We start from the raw sequence: 11819 nt of genomic DNA on the forward strand, positions 1-11819 counted from the left end.
ATCAATTTCCTCCCGTCGGCCGCTCGCCCGGCAACCAGCCGTTGCCGCCATTGGCGATGTTCACCGCTCGTGTCACCACCGTCTCGAAGCGCTCCACGAGGTTCTTCGCATCGCCTGACGTGATCGACAGCAGAACAGAAGCGCCAGCCCCGATCGGCCCCAGCCGGGGGTCGGCGTCGGCATCCGGCATGCCTTCCGGCGCCAGGCTGCCGCCTGACCAGAAGACCGCGAGCGCCGCATAGGCCGCGGCCCCCGTGAACTTGGCCGATTCGGCGCACTCCATGCAAGAGCGGCGGCGGGAATCGTCCGGTTCATAGACCCAGGCGGCCGTGCGTTCCAGGCACAGCAATTCCAGCTCCGTCGGCGCCGGAATGCTGGTTTTCGCGACCACGTAGCACCACCAGATCGCCTCGCGGATCGGCAGCGCGAAGGCGAGGAAACGCACGGCGTCCCCAATGTTTTCCGCCTCGACCAGGAGGGAAAGGAAACCCTGCGGCGACAGGCCGGGCAACAGGAAGGGCAGGGCCTCGGCAGAAAGCTCCGCCCGGCTGCAGATATCCTGTGCCGTCTGGGCCGTCACCTTGCGGAAGGCTTCCGTCTGGATTTTCACCATCTACCCCTAATTGATCTTGACCATGCCGCCCTTGACGATGGCCATGCCATCGCCCGCGACATTGACGATCGGACCCTTGATCTCGCTTTTGGCGGAACCTTCGATCGACACCGTGACGCCTTTCATGGTGATGCCGGCCTGGGTGATCTCCACCGTGCTGCTGCCGCATTTGAGCGTGATGCCCTGCATCGCTTCGAGCGTGATCTTGCCGGCGCTGGCCTTCGTCGTCTGGTTGCCCTGGGTGATGGTCAGGCTGTCGCTGCCCACGTTCAGCGTCACCGCCCGGTCGCCCTTCTTGAGCGTCAGCGTGTCGCCGCCGGTGGAAAGCGTCACCGTGCGGTTGCCCTTGTCGATGTCGAGCGTCTCGTTGCCGGTCTCGATCTTCTCCGTCCGGTTGCCCTTCTTGATCGTGAAGGTCTCGTTGCCCTCGGTGATCTCGGTGGTGCGGTCGTTCTTGATCGTGCGTTTCTGGTCGTGGTCGACGGTCAGCGTGTCGTCGTTCTCGACCTCGCGCAAAAAATCCTTCTCGGCGTGGAAGGTGATCTTCTCCTCGCCCTTCTTGTCCTCGAAGGAGAGTTCGTTGGCATTCGCCGTCTGGCCGGATTTGCTGCTGCGCGTGAGCAGGCCGCTCTTCGTCATGTTGGTGGGCAAGGCCCAGGGCGGCATGTTGTCGGCATTGTAGACGGCGCCCGTCACGAGCGGACGGTCCGGATCGCCGTCGAGGAACTGGACGACCACCTCCATGCCGATGCGCGGCACGAAGACCGAGCCCCAATTGTTGCCGGCCAGCGACTGCGCCACGCGCACGAAGCAGGAACTCGTCTCGTTCTTCTTGCCGTAACGGTCCCAGTAGAACTGGATGCGGATGCGGCCGTATTTGTCCGTATGGATTTCCTCGCCGGACGGTCCGACGACGAGGGCGGTCTGCGGCCCCTGCACGACCGGCTTTGGCGCCGGCAGCGGATTGCGGGCGATCCGGGTCGCCGGCATGCAGGTGAATGTATTGCGGTAATAGGGTCGACCCTCGGTGCCCGGCCGCGTGGTGAAATGCGCGCGGTCGACCGCCTCGTGCTGCACTTCGGTCAACACCAGCCGGCGGTTTTCCGCGTCGACCGGGTGCTCCTTCAGCGTGAAGGCGTGGCCGCTGGTAAAGCTTGCGCAGGTTCCCCCGCCGGTCGCGGTTTCGAAGCCGGCCTCCGCGGCGTCGATCGCCGCCGTCGCGAACTGCTTCAGGCTGTCCGCCTTGAGGGAGGCGCCCGGAAAGCGGAAATGTTCCCAGCTCTTGCCCGAAGCCGGCTGCTGGTTCGTCTTGCGTTCGCCCTCGATATTGGTCGAGGGCTTTTCGAAATCGTAGTCCTCGATATGCCAGGTCGCGTCGGTCAGGCTCGCGCCCGTATTGAAGCTGTGCACGCTGTCCACGGCCTCTTCCTGGGCCTGACGATACTGCACGTCTTCCTGCGCGCAATCGGCATAGGCGGAAGCATTGTCGGCGAGAACCAGCTTGTGGTCGCCGTCCTGGTGCTTGAAAAAGTAGAAAATGCCCTCTTCGGCGAGGATGCGTTGCAGGAAGGCGAAATCCGTCTCGCCGAACTGCACGCGGTATTCGGAGGTCTCGTAGGTGCCGTTGAGCTTCTTCTCGAAGGCCACGTCGCTGTCGCCCAGCAATTGTTCGGCGATCGCGACGGCGGTCTTTTCCTGGAAGACCTTGTGGTCGGAGGTGCGCTGCAACAGCCAGAGGCTGGGCGAGATGACCAGCGTATAGAGGCGGTAATCGTTGCGGGTGAAGGCGCCGGCCGAAAACGACGTGACGATGCCGTTGACATAGCGCCGGCTGCCGCCGGGCTTGGCGAGCGAAAGCGTGACGCTCTTGCCGAGCAGGTCCTTCGGCTCGATGGACTTGCGGGTGGAGAGCGCGCTGACGGTGAACGAGAAGAGGCGGGATATGCCCTCCGTTCCGTGCGCTTCCGTTGCGACGAAGACGTTTTCCCCGAGAGGGGTCTCAAGGGTGATCCAGCGGTCCTCTTGAACTATGGTCGTCGCCATTGCGTGTCACTTGTCTGGTCGATGCGCGTCGAAGAGTGACGCCGGCCGCCGCATGTCGCGGCGGCCAGGTCCCGATGCGCCTTGCGGCGCCGGCCGATCAGCCGCTCTTTGCCGTGCTGAGGTCGTAGTTGACGGTCACCGGCGTGCCGCCCTTGTTCTTGTCGTCGTACGGGATGAACTTGAACTCGACCTTGGTGAAGTTGATCGAGATCGATTCAGACGGACGGTCACCGCCGGAGCTGACGCTGTAGCCGGAGATGAGGGCGTTGGTGAGCACGTATTCGACATAGGTGTTGCCGGGGTTGCCGGTGGAGACGAGGTGGATTTCCACCTTCTTGCCGGCCGTACCGGTCACCGATTCGGTGAACAGCTTGGGCGAGGCACCGTCGAGCGTCTTGGTGATGACGACTTCGCTGATGTTCGGCTCGCTCGCTTCGCGGTTGGCAGTCGCGCCAGCGGGCGTGGAGATGCCGCGGCCGGTGCCGAACTGCAGCGAACCCACTTCGATCCACTTCTTGTGGCTGTCGTGTGTCGCTTCCCCGTCGATGCCTTCATATTTCAGATAAATTGCCATAGTCAGCTCCCTTCGTGTCCTGGTTGTGAGGTATAACCGTTGTGCCGGGACCGTCGAAGACCGCCCGGCATCCCGTTCATTGTGCCGCCGCGCGCTCTACCGGCTGATCCGGCTGCGCGTGGAATTCGAACTGGCCGTTTTCATCGAGCACGGCTTTCAATCCGCCGATCTGGCCGCCATCCGCCATGACGGCGAGAACATGCGACGAAAGCCGCGGCAGAAGCCCACGCGACAGAATGTACTCGATGTTTCGTGCGCCGCTTTCCACCTCGGTGCAGCGGCTGGCGATCGCTTCGACGAGCGTCTCGTCCCAGGTGAGCGTCGCGTTGTAATTCTCCGCGAACCGCTTGCGGATGCGGTTGAGCTGCAGCGTGACGATCTTGCGGATCACGTCGTCTGCGAGCGGGAAATAGGGCACGACCGAGCAGCGCCCGAGGAAGGCCGGCTTGAAGCTCTTGAGCAGCTCCGGCCGGATTGCCTCCGTCAACTCCGTGACATCCGGCCGCTTGGCCGGATCGGCATAGAGGCGGTGGATGAGGTCGGTGCCGGCATTCGAGGTCATGATGATGACGGTGTTCTTGAAGTCGATGTCGCGGCCTTCGCCGTCGCGCAGCATGCCCTTGTCGAACACCTGGTAGAACACGTCCTGCACGCCCGGATGGGCCTTTTCCATCTCGTCGAACAGGATCACGGAATAGGGCCGCCGGCGCACGGCTTCCGTCAGAACGCCGCCTTCGCCATAGCCGACATAACCGGGCGGCGAGCCGACCAGCATCGAGACCTTATGCTCTTCCTTGAATTCCGACATGTTGATGACGGTGAGGTTCTGCTCGCCGCCATAGAGCAGGTCGGCGAGCGCCAGCGCCGTCTCGGTCTTGCCGACACCGGACGTGCCGACCATCAGGAAGACGCCGATGGGCTTGCGCGGATCGAGCAGTTTGGCGCGCGAGGTGCGGATCGTCTCGGCGATCGCTTCCAGGGCATGCGACTGACCGATGACGCGCTCGCGCAGCTTGTCGTTGAGGGCAAGGATCGTCTTGATCTCGTTGGAAACCATGCGGCCGACCGGAATGCCCGTCCAGTTGCCGACCACCTCGGCGATCGCCTGGCCGTCGACCGTCACGCGCATCAGCGGCGTCTCGCCCTGTAGTGCTTCCAGCTCGGCCGTCAGCGTCGCCAGTTCGGCCTTCATCTCCTCGGGGGTCTTTTCGCCCGCAGGTGCGTCGTCCGGCCCGGTCAGTGCATCGTGCAGCGCGCGAATTTGCCCGACCAGGTCCTTTTCACGGTTCCACTGTTCTTCGAGCTTTTCGAGTTCCTCGGAGACGCGCACCCGCTCGTCCTTGAGATCAGCGATGCGCCCGGAATGGTCCGTGCCGATCTTGGTTTCGCGCGTCAGCACGCCGAGATCGGTGTCGATCATGTTGACCCGGCGGCGGCGATCCTCGACGACGGCCGGAACGGCGTTGCTCGCAATGGCGACGCGCCCGCAGGCTGTGTCGAGCAGGCTCACCGCCTTGTCGGGCAGCTGGCGGCTCGGAATGTAGCGGCGGGACAGCCGGACTGCGTCCTCCACGGCTTCGGCGAGCACACGCACGCCATGATGGCGTTCGAGCGTCGGGATCAGGCCGCGCATCATGGCGATGGCGGCCTCGTCGCCGGGCTCCTCCACCTTGACCACCTGGAAGCGGCGCGTCAGTGCCGGGTCGCGCTCGAAATATTTCTTGTATTCCGCCCAGGTCGTGGCGGCGATCGTGCGCATCTCGCCGCGGGCAAGGGCAGGCTTCAGGAGGTTCGCGGCGTCGTTCTGGCCGGCAGCACCGCCGGCGCCGATCAGCGTATGCGCCTCGTCGATGAACATGATGATAGGCTTCGCGGAGGCCTTGACCTCTTCGATCACCTTTTTCAGCCGGTTCTCGAATTCGCCCTTCATGCCGGCGCCGGCCTGGAGCAGGCCGAGGTCGAGCGAGAGCAGTTCGACGTCTGCCAGCGCCGGGGGCACTTCGCCGGCTGCGATCTTCAGCGCAAAACCCTCGACGACGGCCGTTTTGCCGACGCCGGCTTCGCCGGTGAGGATCGGGTTGTTCTGCCGGCGGCGGGTGAGGATATCGACGATCTGGCGCGTCTCGGAATCGCGGCCGAGCACCGGGTCGATCTTGCCGTCACGCGCACGCGCCGTCAGGTTGATCGTGTACTGGTCGAGCGCGGAACCACTTACAACGCCGGAGCCGGATGATGCAGGTGCGTCGCCGGAGGAGGATGTCGCCTTGGCGCCCGAGGCGGACTGGCCGGCCTCGCTGCTGCCCGACACGATCTTCATCAGGCCGGTCTTCAGCACCTCGGCATTGATTCGTGCGAATTGCGAGGACGCGTCACGCGCCAGCGCCGACAGCGCATCGTCGCCGAGCAGGCTGACGAGCAGGTAGCCACTGCGGATCGACGTGTCGCCGGATTGCAGCGACCCATAGATCCAGGCCTCGCGGATCCATTTTACGACGTTCGGCGTCAGCGCCGGAGAGCGGCTGTTGCCGGTCTTCAACCGGTCCAGCACCTTGGTCAGGTCCGCCAGAAGCCGGCTCGAATCGATCTCGAAATGCCGCAGGATGGCCGCGACGTCGCTGTCGGGCGTCTCCACCAGCTTCGTCAGCCAATGTTCGATTTCGACATTGTAATGGGTGCGCGAAAGCGTCAGCCCGACCGCGCCTTCGAGCGTCGAACGGCAAAGTGCGTTCAGGCGCCCCACGAGTGATTGCAGATCCACGTTCAGCAAAGCGGCCCCCCAGCTTTTGCCGCGCCGACGCGACAATCCGCACCAACGCAAAAAGATGACTAGAATCAATTCATATAGGCAAGATGACGGGCAACTCTAATTCCTAGTTCCCGTAAAAGTCTACCACCCTATCGGCCTTCAGCCGGAGAGTGCGGCATCTACATTGGCATAGATTGGGAACAACCTTAAGAAACCACTCATTTCGAAGACCAGACGGATACGGCTGTTCAGTCCGGTCAGCGCCATGCGTCCGCCCGCCGCGCGGACCTTCTTTGCGGCGGAGAGAAAGGCGGAAAGCCCTGTGCTGCTGATATACTCCAGGCCCGCCAGGTCGATGATCAGGTTCACGTCGCCCCGTTCGATGATGGCGGAGAGGTGCCTGTCGAAAACCGGGGAGGTCTGGCTGTCTATCCGCCCGGTGGGCGCGACGACGAGGCTGTTTGCCTGCCGCGTCTCGGCGATGTTCATGATGATATTGACCTCGGGCTTCCTGTTGATCACTTTGTGGCGTGATGATTTCAGAAAGTTATACGACTTGCCAGAAGGTTTTTTGAAACGCTTTGGGGTGACGACGTGATGGCAGTGTCGGAGGAAGGCCTTGTCGCGCATCTGCGTGCGTCGCTCTCGCCGCAGCGTTTCCCCGTCCGGCGCGAGGCCGAGCTGGAGGGCGGCGCCGGCGACGGGCGTGAAGTGATCTCCTTCTACGATCACCATTGGCCAGCCCGCTCGGTCCTCGCCATAAGCACCGCCCGCGTTGCGGGAGGCGATATCGATGCGGCGCTGCGCGCGACAGGCCTGCGCCAATTGTTGCGCGCGGTCGTCGCGACGACGCTGAACGCCGGGCAGGCGCTGGAGGCGCTGGCGGCACATATCGACACGGCCGGCCTCGATATCGGCCTGCTCGTTCTCGACGTGGTGTCCGGCAAGGTGTCCTATGCGGCGCGTGGCAAGGCGGCGGTGACGATCTCCGGCCGGACGAATCAGCGTGAAATGGTGTCGGGCGACGTTGCCTGGCTTGCCGCCGGCGATATCGATCCGCCAAAAGCCACCGCACCATCGAAGGACATTGCTGGGCTCATCCGCGACGGCATCGACCGCAGCCGTTCCGGCGCCGCCTGCGCCCTGCTGTTCAAGACGCCGGGGCGCCTGGCGCAGGAGACGATCTTTTCCATCGGCAACAGCCATGGCGACATCCAGGTCGCCGCCGAAAAGGTGCGCCGCTTCCTGGAAATGCACGGCGTCGGCGAGGAGGACGTCACGCGCATCGACGTCGCGCTCGACGAGATCCTCACCAATGCCGTCAATTACGGCTTCGAGGACGGCGAGGCGCACGAGATCCTGCTATCGCTGTCGATTGCCGCGGACCGCCTGGCGATCGAGGTGCAGGACGACGGCCGCCCCTTCGATCCGCTCGGCATCCCCGAGCCCGATCTCGACGCGGACCTCGAAAGCCGACAGATCGGCGGGCTCGGCATGCATTTCGTCCGCACGCTGCTTGACAGGGTTTCCTACTGCCGTCGTAATGGCTGGAACGTGCTGAGCCTGGAAAAACAGTTGGCCAGCAGGACGGATAGGGCATCATGAACGCCGCGCGCATGGGGGATTTGGTCAAGCAGGACGCGCCGCATTGCCATGCGCCGATCCATCCGGCCGCGCTCGTTCCGACGCCCGTGCCGCATCCGGCCCTGCCGCTGGCGATCATCGGCGGCCTGCCGACCGTGATGATCGGCAACATGCCCGCCGCAAGGGTTACGGACATGACCATTCTGTGCTCCCTGCCGGGCTGCGTGCCGGGCGGGCCGGGCATGATCAGCAAGGGTTCCGCGACGGTCCTGATCGGCAACCTGCCGGCGGCGCGAATCAACGACCTGACGCTGCACGCCGCCTGCGTGGCGCCGATCCCGAGCCCCGTTGGAAAAATCCTGCCGCCCGGCTGCCCGACCGTGATGATCGGCGGCTGACGTGCGCCTGTCCCATTTCGAGAAATTGCGGCCGGTCTGCCCCGTCTGCCGCCTGAACGGGCGGGACGCGCCGCTGGCGCTCAGCGTCGTCGAGGCGGAGGCCCGCGGCGATGTCGCAAGCGGCATCCTCGGCTGCCAGGCCTGCGGCTCCGAATTCCCGATCATCGACGGCATGCCGATCATCGTGCCGGAAGTGCGCCGCTTCGTGCAGGACAACCTCTTCTACCTTCTCGCGCGCAACGATCTCACGCCCGCGGTCGAAAGCCTGCTCGGGGATGCGGCGGGGCCGGGCAGCGGCCTCGAATCGATCCGCCAGCACGTCTCCTCCTATGCCTGGGACCATTGGGGCGACCAGGACCCCGTGGCTTTCCTGCCAGTGCCGGGCGGCGGTGTGCCGGGGGCGGTGTCGCGCAACCTCGCGCAGGCGCTCGATATGCTGGACGACGGGCTACCGGACGGTCCGGTGCTTGATATCGGCTGTGCCGCCGGGCGCACCGTCGTGGACGCGGCCGAACGGCTCGGCCGTGATGTCCTCGGCATCGACCTTTCCGTGCCGCTCGCGCGCACCGGCCGGCAGGCCGTGGTGGGTGGGCAAGTCAATTACGGCCTGCGCCGGATCGGCCTGGTCTACGACCGGCGCACCTATCCGCTCAGCCACCGGGCCGAGGGGCGCGGCGACGTCTGGCTCTGCGATGCGCTGGCGCTGCCCTTTACCGCCGGCACCTTCGCGCTCGCCATCGGCATGAACGTGGTGGATTGCATGCGCGACCCGCGCGCGGGCCTCGTCGAGATCAGCCGCGTGCTGGCCGACGAAGGCAGCGCCGTGCTGTCCGTGCCCTTCGACTGGGCGGGGCAGGTGACTCCGGTGGAGGCATGGCTTGGCGGTCATTCGCAGCGCTCCGGCCATGCCGGCAGCCCGGAGGCCATCCTCGACCTGCTGCTCTCCGAAGGGCCGCTCGCCGCCGGCAGCCTGCGGCGCACCGGCTCGGTCGGAGAAGCACCCTGGCATGTCCGGTTGCACGACCGATCCTGCATGTATTATTCCGCATATCTGGTAGTCGCTCGCAAGACGGTGGGGTAACATCCGCCCGAGCCAGCGATTCCGTGATTCCCTGCGAGGCGGGAAAGCGGATCGCCAGCGGGGGTAGGCCATGCAATTGCGACTCGTACTCAAAGGCCCGGAGCGCCTGGCGACCGGCCTGCGGGAAAGAACCGTCGAGACGGGAGCCCTCGTCATCGGCCGGTCGGAGGATGCCGACTGGGTGCTGGCGGACCCCGAGCGCATCGTTTCCAAGCGGCATTGCCGGATCGAGCGGCAGGCCGGCGGTTTCCTGCTCACGGACATGTCCACCAATGGCGTGCTGGTCAACGGCGTGCCGCTGGGGCGTGAAGCCTCCAGGACGCTCGTCGACAAGGATGTGCTGACGCTCGGCGATGCGATCATCGCGGTCGCGATCGAGACGGCGCCGCCGGGTGTCGCGCCGTTGCCTGTCGCGGACGATCCCTTCGCAGAGGGACCGTTCGGCTTCGACGAGCAGGCCGCCGAGGCCGTGAAGGCGGCGATCCTGCCGGATACGGCGGCAGAGAATGCCCGGGACAAGGTTGCGGTCCTACAGGACTGGTGGATACCCACGGCTGACGGCCGGCATGGCGAGCCGAAACCTGTGGATATCTCCGGGGGCATGGGGAATGCCTCGATTGCGCGTACCAATGCGGCGGGCGAGGCGGTAGCCTCGATAGCCGATACTGGGACGAATTTCGCTGCGGAGGCCCTCGGGCTGGATGCGGCGGTGTTTGCTAAGGCTGTTGAAACGGCGATGTTGGTTTTGTCCGTAGAGGAAAAGCGTAGGTTCGAGGGGCGTTTGGTTGAACTTCTTCGCAAGGAGAAGTCAGGTTGACGATCGAGCACTCTCCGGCGGGGCGGTGGTCGATCGGGATGCGCGCGGTTGTCTCGCGCCTCTTCGTGCTGTTGTGCCTGTGCCTGTTTGCGTTCGCGCTGCCCGGCTGTGGTCTCATGCCGAAGAAGCCGCCGCCGAAGGAGATCGAGATCAAGCCGGCGCCGGCGGAAGCCAGCATCGACGTCATCGCGGTCGCTTCGCCGCTGGTCAATCCGGGGCCGGACGGCCTGCCGCAACCCGTCGTCATGCGGCTCTACCAGCTGAACGCCGAGACGGCCTTCGCCAATGCCAGCTTTCGCCAGCTCTGGGAGGCGGATGCGGAGACGCTCGGGCCGACCATGCTGGGCAAGACGGAACTCTATCTGGCACCGGCGGAGGTGCAGCGGATAAAGGCCAATATGATCGAGGGCACGACGATCATCGCGGTGGTCGTCGGGTTCCGTAATTTCGAAGAGGCAAAGTGGCGCGCCATGGTCGGGCTTCCGGGCGACAAGAAATTCAAGCTCAAGGTGGACCTGAAGACGCTGTCCGTGGAGATGGGGCCACAGGACTGAGACGGTTCGCAGAGAGGGGCAAGGTCGGTCGCGACGCGGGGATGGACCTGCGCCGCCGGCAGAGGGAAGGGTATGCATGTCGTTCGATGACAAGGTGATCTGGTCGGAGGGGATGTTTATCCGTGCCCAGCATTTCCAGCAGGAGGCTCGCCATTTCGAGCGCCAGCTGAGGGCCCGGACGAAAGCGCTCGTGCCGCATGGCTGGGGCCTGACGGAGCTGCGCCTGAACCGCGAGCTGCTGTCGATCGGCCAGTTCGCCGTCGAGCGGGCGGCGGGCGTCTTTGCCGATGGCACGCCGTTTTCGCTGCCCGACGACAGCGTGCGCCTCGCGCCGTTGATGCTTGGCGAGAACGTCCGCAATGCCGTGCTCTACCTCACCCTGCCGCTGACGGAACCGGGCGGGCGCGAGGCGGCCGATGCCGAGGCCGAACTGACGACCCGCTATACGCTCGCCGAGATCGACGTGTCGGATGCCAACAGCGGTGACGTGTCGGCAGCCCCCATCAATGTCGGCAAGCTGCGCCTGCGCTATGCGCTCGATACCAGCGACCGCAGCGGTCTCGTCGGCATCGGGCTCGCGCGCATCGTCGAGGTGCGCAGCGACAATTCGGTGGTGCTCGACGAAAGTTATGTGCCGCCGGCGATGGATTGCGCCGTCTCGCCGATCCTGTCCGGCCTGCTCACCGAGATCGTCGGCCTGCTCAACCACCGCGGCGAGGCGATCGCCGCGCGGCTCGCCGGCACCAATGTCGGCACGGCTGCCGAAATCACCGACATGATGATGCTCCAGACCATCAACCGCTGGCAGCCGCTCTTCACTCATATGGCGTCGGCCACCTTCGTCCATCCCGAACGGCTCTTCACGTCGATGATCGGGCTTGCCGGCGAGCTTGCCACCTTCACCGCCGCCGGCCACCGGCCGCGGCCTTTCCCGGTCTACGATCACGAGCGCCTGCAACTGTCCTTCGCCCCGGTCGCCGCGGCCGTTCGCCAGGCGCTGAGCGCGGTGCTGGAGCGCAGCGCCATCACCATCCCGCTCGTCGAGCATCGCTACGGTATCCGCGTCGCCGACGTTTCCGACCGCTCGATCTATTCGAAATATTCCTTCATCCTCGCCGCCAAGGCCGATATGCCGGCCGAAGCGCTGGTGCGCCGGCTCGTCGGGCAGTTCAAGATCGGCGCGGCCGAGCAGATCACCGAGCTGGTCAACGCCGCTCTTCCGGGCATCATGCTGCGCGCGCTGCCGGTGGCGCCGCGCCAGATCCCCTACCATACGGGCAAGGCCTATTTCGAACTCGACCGTTCCAGCCCGATCTGGAAGCAGGTCGCGGCCGGCAACGGCCTCGCCATCCATGTCGCAGGCGACTTCCCGGCGCTTGAGCTCGACCTTTGGGCCGTGAAGGACTGAG

11 protein-coding genes are annotated in these 11819 nt (G+C 65.1%); 6 read left to right on the forward strand and 5 right to left on the reverse strand.

Annotated elements, in window-relative coordinates; translation table 11 throughout:
* Position 1: 1 nt before the first annotated feature.
* The 5 genes from AC1RWL_RS03400 to AC1RWL_RS03420 all read right to left on the reverse strand — a co-directional run bounded on the left by AC1RWL_RS03400 (position 2) and on the right by AC1RWL_RS03420 (position 6606).
* Positions 2-610: a DUF6931 family protein gene (locus AC1RWL_RS03400; protein WP_493158218.1), complete on the reverse strand. Its 609-nt coding sequence runs from the start codon at positions 608-610 to the stop codon at positions 2-4.
* A gap of 9 nt (positions 611-619) precedes the next feature.
* On the reverse strand, positions 620-2656 hold the full coding sequence (locus tag AC1RWL_RS03405) for a type VI secretion system Vgr family protein (RefSeq protein WP_493093223.1): 2037 nt from the start codon (positions 2654-2656) through the stop codon (positions 620-622).
* A 97-nt stretch (positions 2657-2753) separates the two neighbouring features.
* Positions 2754-3230 carry an Hcp family type VI secretion system effector gene (locus AC1RWL_RS03410; protein ID WP_439622859.1) on the reverse strand — a complete coding sequence of 159 codons (477 nt, stop codon included), beginning with the start codon at positions 3228-3230 and terminating at the stop codon, positions 2754-2756.
* A 76-nt stretch (positions 3231-3306) separates the two neighbouring features.
* Positions 3307-5994 (reverse strand): type VI secretion system ATPase TssH, encoded by a 2688-nt coding sequence (gene tssH / locus AC1RWL_RS03415; RefSeq protein WP_493158264.1) that lies wholly within the window; start codon positions 5992-5994, stop codon positions 3307-3309.
* 141 nt (positions 5995-6135) lie between these two features.
* Positions 6136-6606 (reverse strand): STAS domain-containing protein, encoded by a 471-nt coding sequence (locus AC1RWL_RS03420; RefSeq protein ID WP_439622857.1) that lies wholly within the window; start codon positions 6604-6606, stop codon positions 6136-6138.
* On the opposite strand from AC1RWL_RS03420, the gene AC1RWL_RS03425 reads away from it, so the two are divergent.
* From AC1RWL_RS03425 to tssK, 6 genes are all read left to right on the forward strand, one after another.
* On the forward strand, positions 6574-7581 hold the full coding sequence (locus AC1RWL_RS03425) for an ATP-binding protein (protein ID WP_493093222.1): 1008 nt from the start codon (positions 6574-6576) through the stop codon (positions 7579-7581). The genes AC1RWL_RS03420 and AC1RWL_RS03425 overlap by 33 nt on opposite strands.
* Positions 7578-7958 (forward strand): PAAR domain-containing protein, encoded by a 381-nt coding sequence (locus AC1RWL_RS03430; RefSeq protein ID WP_493093221.1) that lies wholly within the window; start codon positions 7578-7580, stop codon positions 7956-7958. The genes AC1RWL_RS03425 and AC1RWL_RS03430 overlap by 4 nt, the downstream gene beginning before the upstream one ends.
* A gap of 1 nt (position 7959) precedes the next feature.
* Complete coding sequence (locus tag AC1RWL_RS03435; protein ID WP_493093220.1) at positions 7960-9039, forward strand: methyltransferase domain-containing protein; 1080 nt, start codon at positions 7960-7962, stop codon at positions 9037-9039.
* A 70-nt stretch (positions 9040-9109) separates the two neighbouring features.
* On the forward strand, positions 9110-9856 hold the full coding sequence (locus AC1RWL_RS03440; protein WP_493093219.1) for an FHA domain-containing protein: 747 nt from the start codon (positions 9110-9112) through the stop codon (positions 9854-9856).
* Positions 9853-10410 (forward strand): type VI secretion system lipoprotein TssJ, encoded by a 558-nt coding sequence (gene tssJ / locus AC1RWL_RS03445; RefSeq protein ID WP_319312599.1) that lies wholly within the window; start codon positions 9853-9855, stop codon positions 10408-10410. The genes AC1RWL_RS03440 and tssJ overlap by 4 nt, the downstream gene beginning before the upstream one ends.
* A gap of 76 nt (positions 10411-10486) precedes the next feature.
* The gene (gene tssK / locus AC1RWL_RS03450; RefSeq protein ID WP_439615453.1) at positions 10487-11818 is read left to right on the forward strand and encodes a type VI secretion system baseplate subunit TssK; all 1332 of its coding nucleotides are present in this window, start codon (positions 10487-10489) and stop codon (positions 11816-11818) included.
* Position 11819 lies beyond the last annotated feature (1 nt).

This window comes from Shinella sp. GW821-FHT10F02 (genome assembly GCF_058809275.1).